Source organism: Pseudomonas sp. DC1.2 (genome assembly GCF_034351645.1).
Taxonomy (GTDB): domain Bacteria; phylum Pseudomonadota; class Gammaproteobacteria; order Pseudomonadales; family Pseudomonadaceae; genus Aquipseudomonas.
In genome coordinates, this window is the sequence record NZ_CP133782.1 from 2,772,335 (window position 1) to 2,795,143 (window position 22,809).

The 22,809-nt window shown below is 57.0% G+C and carries 15 protein-coding genes; 7 read left to right on the forward strand and 8 right to left on the reverse strand.

What is annotated here, in order from left to right; all coding sequences use genetic code 11:
- Nucleotides 1-7: 7 nt before the first annotated feature.
- The 5 genes from RHM68_RS12625 (at nt 8) to RHM68_RS12645 (ending at nt 6,532) form a co-directional block, all read left to right on the forward strand.
- Nucleotides 8-3,496, forward strand: coding sequence for a response regulator (locus RHM68_RS12625; protein WP_322223456.1), 3,489 nt, complete (start codon nt 8-10; stop codon nt 3,494-3,496).
- On the forward strand, nt 3,497-4,312 hold the full coding sequence (locus tag RHM68_RS12630; RefSeq protein ID WP_322223458.1) for a protein-glutamate O-methyltransferase CheR: 816 nt from the start codon (nt 3,497-3,499) through the stop codon (nt 4,310-4,312). It begins immediately after the preceding gene.
- On the forward strand, nt 4,309-4,902 hold the full coding sequence (locus tag RHM68_RS12635) for a chemotaxis protein CheB (RefSeq protein WP_322223459.1): 594 nt from the start codon (nt 4,309-4,311) through the stop codon (nt 4,900-4,902). The genes RHM68_RS12630 and RHM68_RS12635 overlap by 4 nt, the downstream gene beginning before the upstream one ends.
- Complete coding sequence (locus RHM68_RS12640; RefSeq protein ID WP_322223460.1) at nt 4,896-6,077, forward strand: hybrid sensor histidine kinase/response regulator; 1,182 nt, start codon at nt 4,896-4,898, stop codon at nt 6,075-6,077. Before RHM68_RS12635 ends, RHM68_RS12640 begins: the two co-directional genes overlap by 7 nt.
- A gap of 77 nt (nt 6,078-6,154) precedes the next feature.
- Complete coding sequence (locus RHM68_RS12645; RefSeq protein ID WP_131058583.1) at nt 6,155-6,532, forward strand: response regulator; 378 nt, start codon at nt 6,155-6,157, stop codon at nt 6,530-6,532.
- Nucleotides 6,533-6,731: 199 nt separating this feature from the next.
- Here RHM68_RS12645 and RHM68_RS12650 read toward each other — a convergent pair whose 3' ends face one another.
- The 8 genes from RHM68_RS12650 to RHM68_RS12685 all read right to left on the reverse strand — a co-directional run bounded on the left by RHM68_RS12650 (nt 6,732) and on the right by RHM68_RS12685 (nt 19,314).
- Nucleotides 6,732-8,384 carry a response regulator gene (locus RHM68_RS12650; protein ID WP_322223781.1) on the reverse strand — a complete coding sequence of 551 codons (1,653 nt, stop codon included), beginning with the start codon at nt 8,382-8,384 and terminating at the stop codon, nt 6,732-6,734.
- 14 nt (nt 8,385-8,398) lie between these two features.
- Nucleotides 8,399-9,901 (reverse strand): ATPase domain-containing protein, encoded by a 1,503-nt coding sequence (locus RHM68_RS12655; RefSeq protein WP_322223464.1) that lies wholly within the window; start codon nt 9,899-9,901, stop codon nt 8,399-8,401.
- 133 nt (nt 9,902-10,034) lie between these two features.
- Nucleotides 10,035-11,090 carry a tetratricopeptide repeat protein gene (locus tag RHM68_RS12660; protein ID WP_322223466.1) on the reverse strand — a complete coding sequence of 352 codons (1,056 nt, stop codon included), beginning with the start codon at nt 11,088-11,090 and terminating at the stop codon, nt 10,035-10,037.
- Between the two features lie 76 nt (nt 11,091-11,166).
- Entirely contained in the window at nt 11,167-12,066 is a 900-nt protein-coding gene (locus RHM68_RS12665; protein ID WP_322223468.1) for a bestrophin family protein, read from the reverse strand.
- A 218-nt stretch (nt 12,067-12,284) separates the two neighbouring features.
- Complete coding sequence (locus RHM68_RS12670) at nt 12,285-13,706, reverse strand: TolC family protein (protein ID WP_322223470.1); 1,422 nt, start codon at nt 13,704-13,706, stop codon at nt 12,285-12,287.
- The gene (locus RHM68_RS12675; RefSeq protein ID WP_322223473.1) at nt 13,706-16,882 is read right to left on the reverse strand and encodes an efflux RND transporter permease subunit; all 3,177 of its coding nucleotides are present in this window, start codon (nt 16,880-16,882) and stop codon (nt 13,706-13,708) included. Before RHM68_RS12675 ends, RHM68_RS12670 begins: the two co-directional genes overlap by 1 nt.
- 15 nt (nt 16,883-16,897) lie before the next feature.
- Nucleotides 16,898-18,151 carry a multidrug efflux RND transporter periplasmic adaptor subunit MexE gene (mexE, locus tag RHM68_RS12680; protein WP_322223474.1) on the reverse strand — a complete coding sequence of 418 codons (1,254 nt, stop codon included), beginning with the start codon at nt 18,149-18,151 and terminating at the stop codon, nt 16,898-16,900.
- 245 nt (nt 18,152-18,396) lie between these two features.
- The gene (locus tag RHM68_RS12685) at nt 18,397-19,314 is read right to left on the reverse strand and encodes a LysR family transcriptional regulator (protein ID WP_008156370.1); all 918 of its coding nucleotides are present in this window, start codon (nt 19,312-19,314) and stop codon (nt 18,397-18,399) included.
- Nucleotides 19,315-19,583: 269 nt separating this feature from the next.
- On the opposite strand from RHM68_RS12685, the gene RHM68_RS12690 reads away from it, so the two are divergent.
- On the forward strand, nt 19,584-20,606 hold the full coding sequence (locus tag RHM68_RS12690) for a zinc-dependent alcohol dehydrogenase family protein (protein WP_322223482.1): 1,023 nt from the start codon (nt 19,584-19,586) through the stop codon (nt 20,604-20,606).
- Between the two features lie 621 nt (nt 20,607-21,227).
- Nucleotides 21,228-22,718, forward strand: a complete 1,491-nt coding sequence (locus RHM68_RS12695) for a hypothetical protein (protein ID WP_322223485.1) — start codon at nt 21,228-21,230, stop codon at nt 22,716-22,718.
- Nucleotides 22,719-22,809: the final 91 nt, after the last annotated feature.

The window sequence follows — 22,809 nt, forward strand, 5'->3', positions numbered from 1 at the left end:
CCTTCCCATGACGTCTGCGTCCGCGGTTGACGAGCAACGATTCCGTAAACTTCTGGCCCGCAACGTCAGCTTGCCGCTGGGTGTGGGTGTGCTCAGTGCGGTTTTCTTCGTGTCGCTCATTACTTATCTGTTGTCCGTTATCCAGTGGGTCGAACACACGGACCGAGTGATCAATAATGCCAATGAAGCGGTGAAGCTAACCGTTGATCTGGAAACCGGGATGCGCGGCTTTCTGCTGAGCGGCGACGAGCACTTTCTTGATCCCTATGAAACGGCGAAGCCGAGAATAGCGGTCGCACTCAATACCTTGCTTGAACTGACGGCCGACAACCCGGTGCAGACTGACCGTCTGCGCCGGCTTCAGGCGTTGCAGACGGAATGGGCTGCCTACGCGCAATCGATGATCGATCTACAGCGCTCCAGTGGCGACTACCGGGCAGCGGTCAAGGCCGGGCATGGCAAGCGGTTGACCGACGAGATTCGCAATCAGTTTGACGACGTGATCGACATGGAGCAGCAGTTGCGCGTTACGCGTAACGAAGACGTGCGCCGTACCACGATCTGGAGCATCACCCTCTACTTGTTATTCGTGGCGGGTATCAGCGGTTTGCTGGCTTTTATTGGCCGGCGCGACTTGCTCACCCTGTCGCAGAGCTACAGTGCCAACCTTGCTGCGCAGCAGGCCAGCGCCGAGCGTCTGGAGAAGCAAGCCTGGTTGCGCAGTGGCCAGACTGAATTGGCAGAGCAGGTGCTGGGGCAATTGACCCTGAACCTGCTGGGCCGAAATATTCTGCAGTTTTGCGCACAGTATCTAGGCACCGCGGTGGCCGCCATTTATGTGCGTGAAGAACACGGTGGCCTTAAGCGTGTTGCCTCCTATGGCCTGTCCCGCGAGCAGGAACTACAGGAACAGACCCTTTACAGTGGCGAAGGGATTGTCGGACAGGCCGTGCAGCAGGCGCAATTGATTCGCCTGGACAATGTGCCGGCCAATTACTTCAAGATCAGTTCTGGTCTTGGCGAAGGCTTGCCACACAGTGTGCTGGTGGTGCCGACCACTGACGACGACCAAGTGAACGGCGTGATCGAATTGGGCTTCCTGCGCCCCTTGAACGTGCGCGACATTGAATTGCTTGAGCTGATCGCCGGTAACATCGGGACCTCAATCGAAGCCGCCCGTTATCGTCAGCGTTTGCAGGAAGTGCTGGCTGAAACCCAACAACTCAACGAGGAGTTGCAGGTTCAGCAGGAGGAGATCAAAACCGCCAACGAAGAGCTGGAAGAACAGTCGCGAATTCTCAAGGAGTCTCAGGCACACCTGGAAACCCAGCAGGTTGAGCTGGAGCAAACCAACGAGCAACTCGCCGAGCAGGCCCAGACCCTGGCCGAGCAACGCGATGCCATGGACCTGAAAAACACTGAACTGAATCAGGCCCAAGTCGAACTTGAAGAGCGCGCGCAAGAGCTTCAGCGCTCAAGCAAGTACAAGTCCGAATTTCTCGCCAACATGTCCCATGAGCTGCGCACGCCGCTGAACAGCTCGTTGATCCTGGCCAAGTTACTGGCAGAGAATCCTCAGGAAAATCTGAGCGCCGAGCAGGTCAAATTCGCCGAGTCGATCTACTCGGCGGGCAATGATTTGCTCAATCTGATCAACGACATTCTCGATATTTCCAAAGTTGAAGCCGGCAAGCTGGAAATGCGCCCGGAAAACACCAGCGTGGCGCGACTGGTGGACGGTCTGCGCGGAATGTTCGAGCCGATGGCGGCAGACAAGAAGCTGGCATTCCACGTCGAGTTGCAGCCCGGTGCGCCAATGATGCTGTTCACTGACCGTCAGCGATTGGAGCAAGTCATCAAGAACCTGCTCTCCAACGCAGTGAAGTTCACCGAAACGGGGACTGTCAGTCTAACGGTCAGTGCGCAGCCAGGCGATGGCATTGCCTTCATCGTTCGAGACTCCGGGATTGGCATTGCAGCGGATCAGTTGGAGAGCATTTTCGAAGCCTTCCGCCAGGCCGACGGCACCACCAACCGCCGCTATGGCGGTACGGGACTGGGGTTGTCGATCTCCAGGGATTTGGCCAATTTGCTGGGCGGTTCCATCAGCGTCACCAGCGAACCCGGAGAGGGCAGCGTGTTTACGCTGGTGTTGCCACAACAGTACGTCGAACCGGGTGAGGAGCGTGTCGAGCCGATGCGAACCATTGCGGTAGCCACCGCGGCACCCGTGGCCGCGGCTCCGGTGCCGCTGATCGCTGAAGTCGATATCCCACGATTTGACGATGACCGTGCCCAGGCGCCGTTCACCACCCGCTGCATCCTGGTGGTGGAAGACGAGGCAAATTTTGCGCATATCCTCTACGACCTGGCCCACGAATTGGGCTATCAGTGCCTGGTAGCGCACGGCGCGGACGAGGGGTATGACCTGGCCAGGGAGTTCATACCGGATGCCATTCTGCTGGACATGCGTTTGCCAGACCATTCGGGGCTCACTGTGCTACAGCGGTTGAAAGAACATGCGCAAACCCGACATATCCCGGTTCACGTGATCTCCGTCGAGGACCGTGTGGAAGCGGCGATGCACATGGGCGCCATCGGTTATGCGATCAAACCGACCACCCGTGAAGAGCTGAAGGACGTGTTTTCCCGCCTGGAAGCCAAGCTGACGCAGAAGGTCAAACGCATCCTGCTGGTGGAAGACGATGACTTGCAGCGCGACAGCATTGCTCGTCTGATCGGCGACGATGACATCGAGATCACTGCCGTTGGCCTCGCCCAGGATGCCTTGGACTTGCTGCGCACCACTGTTTTCGACTGCATGATCATCGACCTCAAACTGCCAGACATGCTCGGCAATGACCTGCTCAAACGTATGTCGACTGAGGACATTTGTTCCTTTCCGCCAGTGATCGTCTACACCGGGCGTAACCTGACGCGGGATGAAGAGACCGAACTGCGCAAGTATTCGCGTTCGATCATCATCAAGGGCGCACGCTCACCTGAACGCTTGCTGGATGAGGTCACACTTTTTCTGCACAAAGTCGAATCCCAGTTGTCCCATGATCGACAAAAGATGCTCAAGACCGCTCGCAGTCGCGACAAAGTCTTTGAGGGTCGCAAAGTGCTGTTGGTGGACGACGACGTGCGCAACATTTTTGCCCTGACCAGTGCGCTGGAGCAAAAGGGCGCCGTTGTGGTCATTGGTCGTAATGGCCGTGAAGCGATTGAACGATTGAATGAGGTGGAGGACATCGACTTGGTATTGATGGACGTGATGATGCCGGAGATGGACGGCTTCGAGGCCACAGCGTTGATCCGCCAGGACCCGCGCTGGCGCAAATTGCCGATCATTGCAGTCACCGCCAAGGCGATGAAGGACGATCAGGAACGGTGCCTTGCGGCGGGCTCCAACGATTACCTGGCCAAACCCATCGACCTGGATCGGCTGTTCTCGCTGATTCGTGTGTGGTTGCCCAAGATGGAACGTATCTAAGTGGAGCGAAATACTGAAATCGAGCTCAGGCTGTTGATTGAGGCGATCTACCTCAAATACAGCTATGACTTTCGCGACTACTCTGGCGCTTCGATCAAGCGACGGGTTAACCATGCCTTGAGTCAGTTCGAGTGCGCGACCATTTCCGCTTTGCAGGAAAAGGTCCTGCACGATCCGACCGCGTTCATGCAGCTGCTGCAATTGCTGACGATCCCGGTCAGCGAGATGTTTCGCGACCCTTCGCACTTTCTGGCGATCCGTCAGGAAGTGGTGCCGTTGCTCAAGACCTACCCCTCGATCAAGGTCTGGATTGCCGGGTGCAGCACTGGCGAAGAGGTTTATTCGATGGCAATCCTGCTGCGCGAAGAAGGCCTGCTCGATCGCACCATCATCTATGCCACCGACATCAACCCACGCTCGCTGGACAAGGCCAAGCAGGGGATTTTCTCCATGGAGAACGTCCGCGCCTACACCGCTAATTATCAGAAGGCCGGTGGGCAGCGTTCTTTCGCCGATTACTACACCGCGGCCTACGGTTACGCGATCTTCGACAAGAGCCTTTGTGAGAATGTGACGTTCGCTGATCACAGCCTGGCAACGGACAGCGTATTCTCTGAAACCCAATTAATTTCGTGTCGTAACGTATTGATTTATTTCAATAAAAAACTTCAGGATCGGGCGTTCGGCTTGTTTCACGAGTCGTTGTGCCACCGCGGTTTCCTGGTGTTGGGCAGCAAGGAAACCCTGGATTTTTCGTCTTACGGTAATCAGTTCGAGCCGTTGGTAAAACAAGAACGGATCTATCGCAAATCATGAACACTGCCGCGAGTTTGCCTCGTGTAGAAGCTATTGTGATTGGCGCCTCCGCTGGCGGTGTCGAAGCGTTGCTGAGCATTCTCGGCCCTCTGCGCGAAGGCTTCGTATTGCCGATCATTGTGGTGTTGCACCTGCCGGATGAGCGCCGCAGCCAATTGGCCGAGGTGTTCTCTCGGCGAGTGTCGTTGCCGGTGATCGAAGCCCGTGATAAGACGGTGGTTGAAGCGGGCACGCTCTATTTCGCGGCTCCTGGCTATCACTTGTCAGTGGAGCAGGACCGTAGCTTTTCTTTGAGCCTTGAAGACCGTGTGCATCACTCGCGACCGGCTATCGACTATCTATTCGAATCCGCTGCCGATGCCTATGGCCCGTTGCTCGCCGCCATATTGTTGACCGGTGCCAACCGCGATGGCGCCTGCGGCATGGCCCAGATCAAGCACCGTGGAGGATTGACCGTCGTGCAAGACCCGGACGAAGCCCAGGTCGCCACCATGCCCCAAGCTGCACTGGCGCTGCACCAGCCAGACTACATACTTCCTATACACGGCATCGGCCGTTTGCTTGTCGAGCTGGAACGAATCGCATGCTAAGTAATATCCAAGCCAAACTCTTGATCGTCGACGATCTGCCCGAGAACCTGTTGGCCCTCGAAGCGCTGATTAGGCGCGAAGACCGCACGGTCTACAAAGCGCTGTCCGCGGACGAAGCTTTGTCGCTGTTGCTGCAACACGAATTTGCCATGGCCATTCTCGACGTGCAGATGCCGGGCATGAACGGCTTCGAGCTGGCCGAGCTGATGCGTGGTACGGAAAAAACCAAGAACATCCCGATTGTTTTCGTCAGTGCTGCCGGCCGTGAATTGAACTACGCGTTCAAGGGCTATGAAAGCGGCGCCGTGGACTTCTTGCACAAACCCTTGGATATCCACGCGGTAAAGAGCAAGGTCAATGTCTTTGTCGATCTGTACCGCCAGAGCAAGGCGATGAAACAACAGGTCGAGGCACTTGAGCAGAGCCGGCGCGAGCAGGAAGCGCTGCTCAAACAATTGCAGAACACTCAGAACGAACTGGAGCAAGCCGTGCGCATGCGCGATGACTTCATGTCAATCGTTGCCCACGAAGTGCGCACGCCGCTGAATGGCCTGATCCTCGAAACGCAGTTGCGCAAAATGCACCTGGCGCGGGACAACGCCGCAGCCTTCACTCTGGATAAGATGCACGCCATGGTCGATCGCGACGAGCGACAGATCAAAAGCTTGATCCGCCTGATCGAAGACATGCTCGACGTCTCGCGTATTCGCACCGGCAAGTTGTCGATTAGGCCAAACCGGTTCGACCTCGTGCAACTGGTGAGTAATCTGCTGCAAAACTTTGCGCCGCAGGTCGATGCTGCGGAATGCTCAGTGACGCTTTCGGCTGATGCGCCGGTGGAAGGTCAGTGGGACGAGTTCCGTATTGAGCAGGTAATCTCCAACCTGCTGACCAACGCATTGCGATATGGTGGCAAGAGTCCGATAGACGTGAGGGTTTACCGTCATGAAGGCCAGGCTTTCGTCGAGGTCCAAGACCGCGGCATCGGTATCAGCAAAGAAAACCAGAAACGTATTTTTCAACAGTTTGAACGGGTTTCAGCCAAGACCGTGGTAGCGGGGCTGGGGTTAGGTCTATTTATTTCCGAGCAAATCGTCACCGCCCATGGCGGTTCTATCGCCGTCGAGAGCAGAATCAACGAAGGCGCGTTATTTCGCGTTTGTCTGCCGCTGTAGGAAAACAGCCAGAGAGACGCAACCTCTGATCGACCCCATGGTCGTATCAGCAGCAATTGACCGAACAAAGGCTTCCCATGAGTGAAGATGCACAAGATGTAGTACTCATCGTCGAGGATGACCCCTCGATTTTGATGGTGTTATCAGCGTATCTGTCGGGTGAGGGTTATCGAGTGCTGCAAGCTGAAAACGGCGAGCAGGCCTTTGAAATTCTTGCGAGCAAGCCACACCTGGACATGATGATCACGGACTTCCGTCTGCCTGGCGGAATTTCTGGTGTGCAAATTGCCGAGCCTGCGGTGAAGCTTCGACCCGAACTCAAAGTGATTTTTATCAGCGGCTATCCGCAGGAAATCCGCGAGACAGACAGCCCGATTACGCGCAAGGCGCCGATTCTGGGCAAACCGTTTGATCTGGATGTGCTGCAGGAAATCATGCAGGAGATGTTGTCGTAAGCACGACAACTGATTCGCGGCGGTATGGGGTACGTGTGCAACGTTGACGCCCCAGGCATCATCTGGCGTGCATCGACCGGCCACTGTCTACGATCACAAGTGCTGTTTACCTGCTGTTTTCAGCCTGTCAGGGCGCAGCGTTTTCTGGCAATGCGCTTCAGAGTTGTTGCCGATGGACGGTGCTCACGCGCGTTAAATGCTACTGCTTGATCATCTCCCTGACCTTTACGGTCAGCAGGTCGAAGGTAAACGGCTTGGTGATCATTTGCATGCCCGAGTCCAGGAACCCGCCGCGCACCGCCGCGTGTTCGGCATAGCCGGTGATGAACAGGACCTTGAGGTCCGGCCGATACTGCCGGCCAATTTCCGCCAGTTGCCGGCCGTTCATGCCGGGCAGGCCGACGTCGCTGATCAACAAGTCGATACGCTGGGCCGAGCCTAGAATCGGTACGGCGCTGTCGGCATCGCTGGCCTCGACGAAGGCATAACCCAATTCACTCAATACCGTACACACCAATACGCGCACGGCTGGGTCGTCTTCGACGATCAGGACAGTTTCGCCGTTCTTTGCGTAAGGTGCGTGCTGGATACCCGCGACCGCATCTTGCGCCAGGCTGCCGCTGTAGCGGGGCAGGTAGAGATTAACGGTAGTACCGTTATCAACCTCGCTCTGGATAGCGACATGACCGCGTGATTGTTTGCTGAAACCGTAAATCATCGATAACCCGAGGCCGGTGCCCTGGCCGATGGGTTTGGTGGTGAAGAACGGGTCGAAAGCTCGGCTAATGGTGCTTTGTGGCATGCCACATCCCGTATCAGTGACGCTCAATACTACGTAATCACCGGATTGAAGATTGCCATGGGCTTCGGTATAGCCTGGGTCGAGATGTTGGTTAAAGGTCCTGACCAGCAATTTACCGCCGTCCGGCATTGCGTCGCGCGCATTGAGTACAAGGTTAAGCAGGGCACTCTCCAACTGGTTGGGGTCCGCCTCAGCCACCCACAATTGGTCGCTCAACTGCATATCCAGATAAATGCTTTCGTTGATGCTGCGTTGCAAGAGTTCACCCATCGAGATCACGAGCGTGTTCATCTCGACGGGTTTGGAGTCCAGCGATTGGCGTCTGGAAAACGCCAGCAAACGGTGAGTCAACCCCGCTGCGCGGTTCGCCGACGTCACCCCGAGATCAATCAGACTATCGAGGTCTTCGGTCCGTCCACGGGCCAGTCGCCGGCGTAGCAATTCCAGACTGCCGATAATGCCCGTCAGCATGTTATTGAAGTCGTGGGCAATGCCGCCGGTGAGCTGACCGACCGCTTCCATTTTCTGTGCCTGGCGCAAGGCGTCTTCGTTATGGCGCAGTTGGGCGGTCCGTTCCTCTACCTGCTGTTCAAGCGTTTCGAGGGTGTTTTGCAGGCGCAACTCGCTATTGCTGAGGTCAATCAACCGATCCCTGGCTTCGTATTGTCGTCGTCGTCCGCGCACGGCGGTGGTGACCAGACTGATCAGGGTCACGGGATGAAAAGGGCGCTCAAGGAATGTCACGTTCCCCAGTTGCGGACTAAATCGCGACGCCGGATTCTGCTCTGGGCCACCGTGATAGGTCATCAGAATAATCGGCAGATCAGACCAAGTGGGTTGCTGTTCGATTAGCCCGAACAGCGGTTCGATGTCGGCGCCCAACAACGCTTCGGAAGAGATCAGCAGCACACCGGCACCACGTTCCAATTCACTGCACAGCGCGCACAGGTCACGGGTGATCACTCCGTCGTAACCCGCTTCTTTGAGCATCATCAGGGCAATTTGGCTGTCGCGACCCAATGGCGCGAGAATGATCGCGCGCTCGGACATCACTGTCAGCGCATTCACTGGTCCTCTTCCCGAAGCAATGGTTTACCGGCACCGAGGTAGGTAGGGACGCCGCGCAGCACGCCCTGGAATGCATCGAGGGGCTCGCCGATGGTCATCCCGTCACCGCTGATGCGGTACTCGCGGATGGTGGATTCGTGGCTGCCGGTGCGCTTCTTGATGATCGAAATCGCCCGACGCACCTTGCCCAGCGCTTCGAAGTAACGCAATAGAATCACTGTGTCGGCCAAGTAGGTGATGTCCACTGGCGCCTGCATGTCACCGACCAGCCCATGCTGTGCGACGGTCATAAAGGTCGCAGCGCCCCGACGGTTGAGGTACAGCAGCAACTCATGCATGTGCAGCACCAGCGCGTTTTCTTCGGGCATCGCGGCCTGGTAGCCGTTGATGCTGTCGATGACCACGGTTTTGATATGACGCTCGTCGACGCAGCGGCGAACCCGGTGGGAAAACTCGCCGGGTGACAACTCAGCCGCATCCACTTGTTCGATTAGCAAGTTGCCGGTGTCTTGCAGGGCTTGCAGGTCGATGCCTATGTTTTTCATGCGCTCGAACAGTAAGCCCAGCTCCTCATCGAAGATGAACAACGCGGCTTTTTCGCCACGTCCCACGGCGGCCGCCGCGAAGATCATCGAAATCAGGGATTTGCCAGTACCGGCGGGGCCTAGGATCAATGTGCTCGAACCTGTTTCGATACCGCCACCGAGCAACGCATCCATTTCCCTGATGCCGCTGGTCAACTGCTGGCGGACATAGCCGCCACGGTGTTCAGCCGCCACCAGGCGTGGGAATACATGGACGCCGTCACCCATGATGGTGAAGTCGTGGAAGCCGCCACGGTACTTTTGACCGCGATATTTCACTACGCGAATTCTTCGACGTTCGGCGCCGTAATTGGGCGTCAGTTCCTCAAGGCGAATCACCCCGTGGGCGACACTGTGTACGGTCTTGTCGAGGGATTCGGTGGTCAGGTCATCGAGCAACACCACGGTGGCGTCATAGCGCACGAAGTAGTGTTTAATGGCCAAAATCTGCCGGCGATAGCGCAGGGAACTCTGAGCCAGCAAGCGGATTTCGGACAGGCTATCTAGGACCACACGCGTCGGTTTGACCCGTTCGACTGCCTCGAAAATCTGCCTGGTGGCCTCGCCCAGCTCAAGGTCGGAGGAGTACAGCAGACTCTGCTGATGCTCGGCATTGAGCAGACTTTCCGGCGGGGTCAGTTCGAAGATATGGATGTTCTCATCCAACTCCCAACCGTGGGACAACGCCCCTTGACGCAGCTCCCGCTCGGTTTCTGACAACGTGATGTACAACGAGCGCTCGCCGGCACGCGCGCCGGCCAATAGAAAATGCAAAGCGACGGTGGTTTTGCCGGTTCCGGGTTCACCCTCCAGCAAAAACACATGTCCGCGGGACAATCCACCGGCCAGGATGTCATCCAGACCTTCGATGCCGGTGGCGGCTTTTACACTGAACAACTCGTTAGATGTAGACAAAAAATGCCCTCTCATGACTAGGGGAAGCGAGGCAGCAGGTCTGAAGTGCCTGAATTGACTGCCTATTCACTTGACCTTTGGCCGAGACGACGGTTCCACAGAATTTTCAGTCACCAGTGGTTTACCGCCGGGATTACAGGCCCTGCTGCAACGCCGGATCATCTGGGTTGAGTTGTTCCAGTTGCGCCAGAAGAATCTGTACATTCTGCAACTGGCCGCTTTCTTTCCAGTAATTGATCAACAAAACCCGCGCCTTACGGTCGGCCGGGTGACGTTGAACAATTTCCTGCAGCTGTTTCTGCGCTGCTTCCAGCTCTTGCTGGCCGTGCAACGTGGTGGCGAGGTCGTAGCGGTATTCCTTATTGTTCGGCTCCAGCTCCACGGCCTTTGACAGCCCCAGCAAGGCGTACTCGTTTTGCTCATGGTGAAGCAACCATAGACCGAGGGCATGTTGCAGGTAGGCCGAGTCTGGCTGGGCCTGTAACTGCCTGGCCAGAAGTTGTCGGGCGGCATCGCTCTGGCCCTGTTTATCCAGCACATCGATCTGCATCACCAGCGCCGGCAGGTTGCCTGGCTCCAGTTGTAAGGTGCGCTCAAGGGACTGCTGAGCTTCTTTAAAACGTGCGTTGTGTAAATTCAGACGTGCCAGTTGATAGTGTGCATCCGCACTCTCAGGGGTCTTTTCAAGCACCTGCTCCCACGCGTCGATGGCTTGCTGCAAAGGGCCGAAGTACAAGCCCAGATCGTCCGGTGAAAGTCCCAGCAGCGCGTTGATGGCAGCAAAGCGCACCCCTTGTTCGCCGTCATCGAGCAGGGGGCCGAGCAATAGGCTGCGTTGTCCGCCGGGCACTAGCCCGACAATACTTTTGATGGCCGCTATACGGACCTCTGGCGCGGTGTTTTGCAGATCGGAATCCGCCAGTTTCAGTGCCTGAGGGCTAGGGTAATTGGGCAGTTCAGCCAGCAACAAGCCTTGCCGTTTAGCGGTCAGGTCAGGACGCCCGAGTTGCTGGTAGAGCACCCGCGCTGCGCCTGGTTGGCCGGTACGTGCCATGGTCAGCGCTTCACCGTAGCCGTGCTTGATGGCTTCTGACACCACCGGCGCAGTGCTGCGTAAAAAAAACCACGCGATGAAAATGGCAAACAGGGCGCAAAGGCTAATGAGCAGGTAGCGGCGGGACTGGGTCATGCAGGAATCCGGAAGCTGGCAGGCTTGTGCAAAGCCATCAGCTTCGGTCAGGCGTGGCTGTGAGTCAAACCCTGACTCAGTTCAATAGGTAATCGACCGGTTCCAGGGCTGGCGGTAAATCGGTTTGCCCCAATGCCGCCAATACTTCGCGCTCTACGGTGCGCAAAATCGCGTCGCACGGCAGATCGTTTTCATCGAAGCCGAACGGGTCTTCCAGATCGTCGCCGATTTCGTCCAGGCCCAGGAACGTGTAACTGACAATGGCCGTGAACACGGGCGTCAGCCACCCTAGAGGTTCAGCCATGGCGAATGGCAACAGGATACAGAACAGGTAAATGGTGCGGTGCAGCAACAGTGTGTAAGGGAAGGGCAGCGGCGTGTGTTTGATCCGCTCGCAACTGGCCTGAACCTGGCTCAGGCTGATCAGTCTGGTTTCCAGCTGCGTGTAGCGCCATTCGCTGATCTGACCGCTCTTGGCCAGCGATGAACAACGAGCGCCAATGCGCTGTAACAAGGCGTCAGTGATGTTCGGGTGGTGGCTATCGATAGGGGGCTCCGTCCAGTCACGGACCGCGTTTGTTTCATTTTCATGGCGCAGGCGGGCGATCAAGCCATGAGCAAAACCGCAGAGTTCGCGCAGCAGACGTTCGCGCTCGGCGTCAGCCATGAGTTCCTGGGTTTGACGCAGTAATGAGCGCACGTCGATGATCAATTGCCCGAGTTGCTTGCGACCTTCCCACCAGCGGTCGTAGCAGGCGTTGTTGCGAAAGCTCATGAAAATCGACAACGACAGTCCCAACAGGGTGAAGGGTGTGGCGTTGACCTTGGAGAAGAAGGCTGGGTGCCAGGTTTCCACCAGCACAATCGCGCACGCAAGCAGCGTTACCAGCAGACAGCGTAAGGCTATGCGCTTGGCGATCGAACCTTTGAGGGAAAACAGAATGCCGATCAGGTTCGGCTTGGGACGCACAATCATTGGCAGGGCTTTATCGAAGGACGCTTTCGCAGCGATTTGAGCGTAGGAGTTTGCGGGCTTTATGTCCAATCGCTATGGCTGACCGGGTGATCGAACGGGTTGATCAGCCGTCGTCTCTGCAACCCACCGTCAAATGAGCAAAAAAAACCCCGCAACCAAATGAGGCGCGGGGCAAAAAATTGGTTGGTTGCGGCCAACCAAAGGAGCTCTTTAAAGCGTTACTGGCTGGCGACCGTCTCCGGTGCCCAGCCGCCACCAAGTGCTTTGTAGATGGCCACAATGCCGCGATACAGATCGACTTCTGCCTGGGCCTGGGTATCTTCGGCTGCCAAACGCTCGCGCTGAGCATCCAGTAGCACCAGGAAGTCGGCGCTGCCTTCGCGGTAGCGAATTTCGGCCAGGTCCGCCGCTGCACGGCTCGACTCGCTCTGACGGATCAGCGCAATCAAGCGTTGCTGACGTTTGCCGTAGTCGCTGAAGGCGTTTTCCGATTCTTCGAGCGCTAACAACACTTGCTGCTCATAGGTCGCGAGGGCGCCTTCGGCATCGGCGTCGGCGCCGCGCAAACGGGCGCGCACACTGCCCAGGTCGAACGCGGCCCAGGTAATGCTTGGGCCCAGTGCCCACGCGTTGGCCGCCGATGAGCCGATCTGCGAACCACGTCCGGCGGTGAAGCCCAGAAAGCCGCTAAGACTGACGCGCGGGAACAAATCAGCTTTAGCCACGCCGATACGAGCCGTGGCAGAGGCCAGTTTGCGTTCGGCACTGAGAATGTCTGGACGACGCTGCAACAGTTGCCCCGGATCGCCGATCGGCAAGGCCTTGGCAATCGCTGGCAAATCTTTCGGGCTGAGGTCCACGGTCAGTGCTTGCGGACGCTCACCCAGCAGGGTGGCGATGCGGTTGCGCTGGCGGATTTGCTCGGCTTGAAGTTGCGGCACGCTGGCTTCGACAGACGCTAGGCGTGCGTCGGCACGCACCACATCGAGTTGGTCGCCGACGCCAGCATCACGCAGGCTGACGGTGATCTTGCTCGACTCTTGCTGATTTTTCAGGTTGGCCAGGGCGATTTTTTCACGCAGTTGCGCGCCACGCAGTTGGCCATAGGCGTCCACCAGCTCGGCAATCATGCTGACTTGCAGTTGGTACAGATCGGCTTCAGCCGCTTGCTGCTCGGCGTTGGCCGATTCCAGATTACGCTGGATGCGGCCGAACAAATCGATCTCCCACGCCATGTCCAGGCCCAGGTCGTAGCGTTCGCTGTTAACCCGTTGGTTGGTCTGGCCGGGGATTTGTCCCTTGGCCAGGTCACTGCTGGCCCGGCTGGTGATCGTTGGCATCTGGTCTGTGGCGACGTCATCGCGAATCGCTCGCGCCGCTTTCCAGCGGGCGAAGGCAACATGCAAATCACGGTTGCCTTGCAGCGATTGCATCACCAACTGGTTCAGTGTCGGGTCTTCAAATTGCTGCCACCAAATACCTTCAAAACGCGAGCGATCGAAGTTTTTCTGGCCATTGGCACCCTCCGCGGCTGCGATGATGTTGGCGGGTGGCGTTGCTGGGGTCTTGTAGTCCGGGCCTACGGCACAGGCGCTTAACGCCAATACCAAGAGGCTCGGCAGGAAGGCTTTTAAACTCATTACTGCGCCTCCAGTTTCAGGGCTTTGGCTGCTTTGCGTGCTTCACCGCGCTCCACAAAGTTACGAATCAACACGTAGAACACCGGCGTCAGCAGCAGACCAAAGAAGGTCACCCCAAGCATCCCGGAGAACACCGCCACACCCATGGCATGGCGCATTTCTGCACCGGCACCGCTGGAGAACACGAGAGGCACTACGCCCATGATGAAGGCGAAGGAGGTCATCAGGATCGGTCGCAAACGCAGACGGCAAGCTTCCAGCACCGCAGCCAGCGGGCTAAGGCCTTCTTGCTGTTTATCCTTGGCGAACTCGACGATCAGAATCGCGTTTTTACAGGCAAGCCCCACCAATACAATCAAACCGATCTGGGTAAAGATGTTGTTGTCTCCGCCCGAGGCAATCACCCCGGTAATGGCCGACAGCAGGGTCATCGGTACGATCAGGATTACCGCCAACGGCAGGCTCCAGCTTTCGTACTGAGCTGCGAGCACCAGGAACGCCAGCAATACGCAGAGCGGGAACACAAACAGCGCGGTGTTACCGGACAGAATCTGCTGGTAGGTCAGGTCGGTCCACTCGTAGGTCATCCCGTTAGGGAGTTCGTCCTTGAGCAGTTTCTCGATGGCTATTTGGGCTTGGCCGGAGCTGTAGCCTGGGGCAGCTGCTCCGTTGATTTCAGCGGTGATGAAGCCGTTGTAGTGCATTACGCGGTCCGGGCCCGAGGTGTTGCTGACCTTGATAAAGGTCGCCAGCGGGATCATTTCGCCTTTGTTGTTACGCACTTTCAGCTGGCCGATCTGCTCGGGCTCAAGGCGGAATTGTTGCTCAGCCTGAACGTTGACCTGATAGGTGCGACCAAAGCGATTGAAGTCGTTGGCATACAGCGAACCCAGGTAAATCTGCAGGGTGTCGAAGATGTCGCTGACAGCGACGCCGTGGGTCTTGGCCTTTTCACGGTCGATGGCGGCATCGACCTGCGGCACGTTCACGGTGTAGCTGGTGAACAAGCCCGCCAGTTCCGGCACGTTGTGGCTCTTGGTGATGATGTTCATGGTTTCTTTGTACAGCTCGTCGTAGCCCAGGTTGCCCCGGTCCTCGATTTGCAGGCGGAAACCACCGATGGTGCCCAGGCCTTGTACCGGCGGCGGCGGGAAGATCGCCATGTAGGCTTCTTCAATCCCGGCGAACTTGCCGTTCAAGGCACCGGCAATCGCTCCGGCGGACATGCTTGCGTCTTTACGCTCGTCGAACGGTTTCAACGTCACGAACACGATGCCGGCGTTCGGGCTGTTGGTGAAGCCGTTGATCGACAGGCCCGGGAAGGCCACCGCACTTTCCACGCCAGGCTGTTTGAGCGCCAGGTCGGACATGCGCTTAATAACATCTTCGGTACGGTCGAGGCTCGCGGCGTCCGGCAGTTGTGCGAAGGCCACCAGGTATTGCTTGTCTTGGCCAGGCACAAAACCGGTCGGGGTGTGGGCAAAACCGAAGAAAGTCAGCACCATCAAACCCGCATATAAGAGCAGGGCGATACCGCTGCTGCGGATAACCCGACCCACGGTGCCGACGTAGCCATGGCTAGCCTTCTCGAAGAACCGGTTGAACGGACGGAACAACCAGCCACCGAAGATCTTGTCGAGTACCTTGGAGAAGCGATCCTTCGGCGCGTCATGGCTTTTGAGCAATACTGCCGCCAGCGCTGGCGACAGGGTCAGCGAGTTGAAGGCCGAGATTACCGTCGAGATCGCGATGGTCAGGGCGAACTGTTTATAGAATTGTCCAGTCAACCCGGAGATGAATGCCGCCGGGATAAACACCGCACATAGCACCAGCGCTGTCGCAATGATCGGGCCAGTCACTTCGCGCATGGCGCGTTTGGTGGCTTCGACTGGATTAAGTCCCAGCTCGATATTTCGCTCGACGTTCTCCACCACCACGATTGCATCGTCTACCACGATACCGATCGCCAGCACTAAGCCGAAAAGTGACAGGGCGTTTAGCGAGAAGCCGAACAAGTGCATCACGGCAAATGTACCGATCAGCGAAACCGGCACTGCCACCAACGGAATGATCGAGGCACGCCAGGTTTGCAGGAACAGGATCACCACCAACACAACGAGGATCAGCGCTTCAAACAGGGTGTGAACTACCGCTTCGATGGAACCGCGGACGAAGATTGTCGGGTCATAGACGATGCTGAAGTCCATACCTTCCGGGAAGCTCTTCTTCAGTTCGGCCATCTTGGCGCGCACTTCGTTGGAGATCTCGATGGCGTTGGAGCCTGGACGCTGGAAGATCGGGATCGCTACCGCTGGCTGGTTGTTCAGCAAGGAACGCAGGGCGTACTGGCTGGAACCGAGTTCGACGCGAGCGATGTCTTTGAGGCGGGTGATTTCACCGTTATCGCCTGCGCGAATAATGATGTTCTCGAACTCTTCCTCGGAGACCAGACGGCCTTGGGTGTTCACCGACAATTGGAAGCTTTGGGCATTGGGGGCAGGGGGCGCGCCCAGTTGACCGGCTGCGACCTGACGGTTTTGTTCACGAATGGCGGTAACCACATCGGTAGCAGTCAGATTGCGCGAAGCAGTTTTGTTCGGATCGAGCCACACCCGCAGAGAGTAATCGCCCATACCGAACAGCTGTACATCACCGACACCGCCCAGCCGCGCCAGCTCATCCTTGATATTGAGGATCGCATAGTTGGAAAGGTAGAGCATGTCGTAGCGTTTATCCGGCGAGGTCAAGTGGACCACCATGGTCAGGTCTGGAGAGGCCTTGTCCACGGTGATACCAATGCGCGTCACTTCTTCTGGAAGCTTCGGCTCAGTCCGGGTTACGCGGTTCTGAACCTGCACCTGTGCGTTGTCCAGGTCGGTGCCAAGCGCAAAGGTGATGGTCAGGGTGATCTTGCCGTCAGCGGTCGACTGCGAGGACATGTACAACATGTTCTCAACACCGGTGATGGCTTGCTCCAGCGGAGCGGCCACGGTTTCACCGATGACTTTAGGGTTGGCGCCGGGAAAATTGGCGCGGACCACTACGGTCGGCGGAACGACTTCGGGGTATTCGCTGATGGGCAGCTGGAACAGCGAGATCGCACCAGCGATCAGGATCAACAGCGACAGCACCGCTGCGAAGATCGGCCGTGAAATGAAGAATTGGGAAAAATTCATCGAAGTTGTCGTCCCTTAACCGCGTGGAGTCGCAGCAGCCAGTTTCACAACCGAACCCGGCGCGACCTTGGCAGGTGCGACTTGGGGCAGATTGCTGGCTTCCAGCGCTTGTCGTTGTTGAGCCAGAGCGGCGAGGGTTTCTTTGGTGGCCATCGGGATCACTTCGGGAGTGACGGGCGAGCCAGGCCGAACCCGTTGCAAGCCCTTGACGATGACGGTGTCGTCCTTGTTCAAGCCGCTGCGCACGATACGCAGGCCCTCGATTTTCGGGCCCAGTTCGACGGCGCGGTAGACGGTCTTGTTGTCAGCATCCATCACCAACACGAACTTTTTACCGAGGTCGGTGCCGACGGCTTCATCATTGATCAGCACGGCGGAGTAAGTGCCGCTGCCGACCAGTTTCAAGCGTGCATACAGGCCTGGGGTGTAAGTGCCATCGGTGTTGTCGAACACCGCACGACCGCGAATGGTGCCGGTTTTCGGGTTCACTTGGTTGTCGACGAAGTTCATCACGCCTTGATGAGGGTTGCCGTCTTCATTGGACAGGCCGAGGTACACCGGCGTCGTGGCGCCGCGCTTACCCTGGCGAGCGAGCTGGGTATATTTCAAGAACACGCGTTCGTCCGCGTCGAAGTAAGCGTAAACCTTGTCGGTGGAGACGACGCTGGTGAGTGCAGTCGTATCGGCGGTAACCAGGTTACCGGCGGTAATTTCTGCACGGCTGACGCGACCACTGATGGGCGACGTGACACGGGTGAAGCTGAGGTTCAGTTTGGCCAGGTCCAGTTGCGCCTGCAGGGCACCGACGGCGGCGCGGGCTTCTTGCGAAGCGCTGGTACGCGAATCGGCCAGTTCTGCGGAGATGGCATTGCTGGTGCGCAAACGCTCACCGCGCTGGGCTTCGTTTTCGCTGCGTGTAGCGTTGGCTCGGGATTGAGCAACCAGGGCTTCAAGGCGGCGGACCTCAGCCTGGAAAGGGCGCGGGTCTATCTGGAATAGTAGATCGCCTTTCTTGATCAATGCACCTTCGGTGAAGGCCACTTCATCAATCTGCCCAGAGACACGTGGGCGAATCTCCACGGTTTCCGGCGCTTCGAGGCGTCCGGTGAATTCGTCCCACTCGTTGACTGGTTGTTCCAGTACCTTGGCCACGCTGACTTTAGCCGCTGGCATCGTGGCGGCAGTCTGCGGTGCCTTGCCGCAAGCGCTCATGATCACCACGGCCAATAAAGCCAGGGGGAAGCGCAAATGTTTGAGTGATTGTTCCATGGATGCATCCGCCAATATGTTGAGATGGGCGGATGATGCTCGGCAGGTTGGTATCTCACGAATCGAATGAGGCAAAGGTAACTATCATTCGGAATGATATAAGGCCCGAGGCAGCCCTCTAGCATGCACCTTTAGTTAGGGGGCTATCAATTTAAATTATGGCCAATCTGTGTTGCCAAGTATTGCAAGCTTAAAGCTTGGGCATTAGTCACGAAAGCGCCACACGCCCAACTACACCCTCAGGATCAGGCCAAGCTATCGGGATCGCCAAAGAACATCTGAATCCGCGACCTTAACCAACGTTCACCTGGATCGTTGTCCTGCGACCCGCGCCAAGCCATGTGTAATTCGAAACTGCGCACGGGTAACGGTGGATCTTCAGCCCGAACACCGCCAGCCGCCGTCAGCGCTTCGGCAGTATAGTCCGGCACAGTGGCGACAATATCTGTTCCGCTGATGAGCGTGCTCAGGCCGTTGAATTGCGGCACCGCAAGGACTACGTGACGCTTGCGTCCGAGTTTTTCCAGCTCTTCATCAATAAAGCCGCTCAGGTCACCCGCGAATGACACCAGGGCATGAGGTCGCGCACAGAAGTCATCCAGGCTCAGTGGCCCAGGGACGGTATCGGCCCGCAACAGCTTCGGCATGCTGCGGCGCAGCACTTTGCGCTTGGCGTTGGCAGGCAGGTCAGCGGTGTAGCTGACGCCAATCGAAATTTCCCCTGAGGCCAGTAGGCTCGGCATCAGGATGTAGTTGGCCCGGCGCACGACCAACACGATCCCAGGTGATTCTGCACGCAGACGTTTGAGCAACATGGGCAGCAACGCGAATTCAACGTCGTCCGACAGGCCGATACGAAACACCGCGGTGCTGGTGGCGGGATCGAACTCCGCTGCACGACTGACCGCCGTGGAAATTGAATCCAGTGCAGGAGAGAGCAGGGCGAAGATCTCAACGGCCCGTGCAGACGGTTCCATGCTACGGCCCGTTCGCACAAACAACGGATCGTCGAACAACCCGCGCAGGCGTGACAGCGCCGCACTGATGGCAGGCTGGCCGAGAAACAGTTTTTCTGCAGCGCGCGTCACACTGCGTTCGTGCATCAGCGTTTCGAATACGATCAACAGGTTCAGGTCGACACGACGCAGGTCATTACGATTCATCTGGAGTCCTGGCAGAGTCAGCAAGCTTGACGTGAGCGGCCATATGGGAACAATGGCCGGCGTGAATCTTACGGGCAAAGGCTGCTACTCTGCACCGTGTAATTTATTTTTCCTTAAAGGGCTGCCTCGGTTTTTTACGGCATTTGGTGATGTCGCCGGCGCTGCGGAATCAATGACAGGCATGTCGACTATTAATAGCCACTGATGGTCTTGGGTAAAAAGCCCAGATAGAGTTCGTGGCATTAGAGGTTACTTTGACGAGGTTTGCGATGTCCCGCACGATCCGTTTTCACAAGTTTGGTCCAGCCGAGGTGCTCAAGTGCGAAGAGCATGCGGCCGCTCTGCCTGCACCCGGTGAAGTGCAGGTGCGCGTCGAAGCAATTGGCATCAGTTGGTATGACATACTCTGGCGCCAAAATCTGGCCCCATCACACGCTCGTCTGCCTTCAGGCCTCGGCCATGAAATGTCCGGTGTAGTGACAGCGATCGGTAGCGGAGTCGATGACTTGGCACTTGGTGACAAGGTCGCCAGCTTCCCGGCACAAAGCCCCAACGATTACCCGGTTTACGGCGAACAGATCGTTCTGCCGCGTTCGGCGTTGACTCGCTACCCGGACGTGCTCAGCCCGATCGAGGCCAGCGTGTATTACACGCCGCTGCTGATTGCCTACTTTGCCTACGTCGATCTGGCCCGAGTCAAACCAGGGCAATTCGCCTTGGTGACGGACGCCAGCCACTGTGCCGGCCCATCTTTTGTACAGCTGGGCAAAGCCCTTGGTGTACGAGTGATTGCAGCGACCAAAACCGCAGAAGAGCGTGAGTATCTGCTGTCCCTCGGGGCTGAAAAAGTCATCGTCACCGAAGAGCAGGACCTGCTCATGCAGGTCAACAAACTCACCGATAACCGTGGCGTCGATGTGGTATTCGATGGTCTCGGAGGACCCCAGATGTCGTTACTTGGCGACGTCTTGGCGCCTCGCGGGAGCCTGGTGCTTTATGGTCTGCAAGGTGGTAATCAGACCCCGTTTCCAGCTTGTGCCGCGTTCCAGAAAAATATTCAGTTTTTCGTTCACTGCATTGGTAACTTCACCGGCAAGCCGGAGCTGGGCATCATTCAGGACGAGGTTGCATTGCAACGCGCCTTGCGTGACATCAACCAACTAACCGCTGACCGCGTGTTGCTGCCGCTCAAAACTCGGGTGTTCCCGTTCGCCGAGTTTGTCGAAGCTCACCGCTACATGGACGAATGCCCATGCCGCGAACGTGTTGCTCTTGAGGTTGCGCCTACGTAAACCGCCCGCCAGAGTCCGTGCCTGCACGGACTCTTTTTTAGCCTGACCTCCTTCTTTTGTGTTTTTTTACTGTTGGCAGCTTCTGCTGTTCACGGTGTCTTGTCCCCCGATTAAGCCCCCCTCCCATAGCGCGCTCGATGAAACGGTTCAGCCACTTCGACAACTGAACTGGTTTTTGCTCTTATTCTGTATCTTCTAATCATCATCTAAGCCCTGATAATTGAATGATTAATTTCATCTCAAGGAATGAGTCATGGCTGGGCGTTCGATTGATTGTTTTGAAGAGGCACTAATGACTGGTAAATGGCAAACGCCACATGGCTCAGTTGAAGAAAAATCGTGGATGTCTTCTTTCTTTATTTTTTGTACTCAATGTCTGTGGGACGCTGTAAGAATTTTCCTAGGACGCGGCGCTTTGTCTCGAAGTCCTTATTTTACGGGCTTCGCAGGGGAGGTGGCGAGGAAGGGCTCTAAATAAGTATAAATATTTCAAACAACTACAAAAAAGTTTAAGTGCTAGCATTTTATGACGAGAGCCAGCACTTCTTTACTGATAATCGGTCGCGCAGCGTATACCCCTGTTTGCGCGACATCGAACTTCCGAGTACCAGGTAAACACTGATGACCACTACCCATGAGCAGGCAATGAACTATGTTTATCAGCAAGTACTGCAAAGACTGCTGAGCTTTTTTTCTCGAGCAGAGCGCACGGCATTGCAGCTTATGATTCAGCGCATGGTGGTGGCTGCCGGAGGCATTGAGCGCATAGGTGACTACAAGGTCATGGCGATTCAGACCGGGACGTTTGACAGTTGTTACACCTTGGCGCTACTGCGTGCTGCCCAGTTGAGCATCGCCGGCAGGGCGCCTGCGACCTTTAAACTTCGAGTGGCCACCCTGCGTTTGAGCGGGACAGGCTCGTTAGCGCTGGAAAATATCCACCGTAGTTACAGCGCTTTGTTTCTCTACGACGATCCGCGTGTCGAATTATTGATGGTGGACAACCGCGAAGTCCTGCCATTCGATCATTTGTTGCCAACCTCCAAGGCCGGGGACGAGTCCAATAAGCTCAATCTGCTGATGGTCGGTCACTGCCGAGAATGGAATGGCCCCCTTGACCTGTGGGACGACGGATACCTGGCGACTGGCGAGTTCTACGGGCAGATTGCTCGTTGGGACAGTGGCGTCGATGCCATGATCACCAGCGACACGCCTCGCCAACAAAAACAGTTCCTCGACGGGCTGAGCCGCGCGGCACAAAAGGCTGGGCTCAAACCTCCTGGCGTCAGCGCCACGGGCTTTGAGAGGTTATTTGCCCTCCTAGATAACCTCGGCGACGACTATTATCGCGAATACTACACAGACCATGGGCGAGTGCCGTGGCGTCCCGTCGACCGATTCGAATCATGCCGCCGCGCCACCCACATCGATATTCACGACATGGTGGTCGGTACGCTGGAGGAACGCTGGCCGCTGCTTGTCGAGTTTCTAGGCTTGCAGTCCGACGAGATGGCGGTGTATCTGAGTGATAACGAATACGTCAGCCCTGCCATTGCGGCGCACGTGCGCGGGCTAAGGGCCTGGCATATACAGGGTTGCAACTATGAAACAGGGGTCTGCGAATACCTGCAACGGGCATTAGTGATGATGCGCCGCAAGCGTGTGCCCGAACGGCTCTGCGAGCAGGCGCTCGCAGCGTTCGGCAGCCCGGCCGCTATGGCCGAGCAGCGCGTTCTGGCGGCGGCGGAGGTGCAAAAGAGCCTTGGTTTGACCGAAACGCAGCTGATATGCCTGCTGTTCACCCCTTTTGTTGGTCGTGGAGCAGGACTGGAACGCTTTCTGCGAAGTTGCCATCCAGGCATGCTTGTGGCGATGCCTGACCTGCACAAGGCGATGCAAGGACTTCAGGCACCCGAACAAGTGCTGCAATGGATGGCTGATGTCAGTGGTCTCCCTGTCAGCCTGATCTGCACGCTTTATCGAATGACGCCGAAAGCTTTTGATGATACCCGGCTGCCTGATAGGCAATCGACCGAGGCATGCAGTTTGTCCGCAGACGAGGGAGAGGACGATGGCGCTGCCGTGATTGGCGAATTGTCGGCGGGCCGTTAAGCGTGGCAGATCCGACACAATTGACGATGATTTCCCCCCGAACTGCGCCGAGCAACGCACAAGCGTTGGTGGGCGTCGTGCCTGGCCACTT

What these genes read in the sequence shown, in the direction of transcription:
- RHM68_RS12685 (WP_008156370.1), bottom strand. Translation starts at nt 19,314, where the DNA reads ATGAATCGTAATGACCTGCGTCGTGTCGACCTGAACCTGTTGATCGTA.
- RHM68_RS12675 (WP_322223473.1), bottom strand. Translation starts at nt 16,882, where the DNA reads ATGAATTTTTCCCAATTCTTCATTTCACGGCCGATCTTCGCAGCGGTG.
- RHM68_RS12670 (WP_322223470.1), bottom strand. Translation starts at nt 13,706, where the DNA reads ATGAGTTTAAAAGCCTTCCTGCCGAGCCTCTTGGTATTGGCGTTAAGC.
- RHM68_RS12640 (WP_322223460.1), top strand. Translation starts at nt 4,896, where the DNA reads ATGCTAAGTAATATCCAAGCCAAACTCTTGATCGTCGACGATCTGCCC.
- RHM68_RS12635 (WP_322223459.1), top strand. Translation starts at nt 4,309, where the DNA reads ATGAACACTGCCGCGAGTTTGCCTCGTGTAGAAGCTATTGTGATTGGC.
- RHM68_RS12665 (WP_322223468.1), bottom strand. Translation starts at nt 12,066, where the DNA reads ATGATTGTGCGTCCCAAGCCGAACCTGATCGGCATTCTGTTTTCCCTC.
- mexE (WP_322223474.1), bottom strand. Translation starts at nt 18,151, where the DNA reads ATGGAACAATCACTCAAACATTTGCGCTTCCCCCTGGCTTTATTGGCC.
- RHM68_RS12645 (WP_131058583.1), top strand. Translation starts at nt 6,155, where the DNA reads ATGAGTGAAGATGCACAAGATGTAGTACTCATCGTCGAGGATGACCCC.
- RHM68_RS12690 (WP_322223482.1), top strand. Translation starts at nt 19,584, where the DNA reads ATGTCCCGCACGATCCGTTTTCACAAGTTTGGTCCAGCCGAGGTGCTC.
- RHM68_RS12695 (WP_322223485.1), top strand. Translation starts at nt 21,228, where the DNA reads ATGACCACTACCCATGAGCAGGCAATGAACTATGTTTATCAGCAAGTA.
- RHM68_RS12625 (WP_322223456.1), top strand. Translation starts at nt 8, where the DNA reads ATGACGTCTGCGTCCGCGGTTGACGAGCAACGATTCCGTAAACTTCTG.
- RHM68_RS12660 (WP_322223466.1), bottom strand. Translation starts at nt 11,090, where the DNA reads ATGACCCAGTCCCGCCGCTACCTGCTCATTAGCCTTTGCGCCCTGTTT.
- RHM68_RS12650 (WP_322223781.1), bottom strand. Translation starts at nt 8,384, where the DNA reads ATGTCCGAGCGCGCGATCATTCTCGCGCCATTGGGTCGCGACAGCCAA.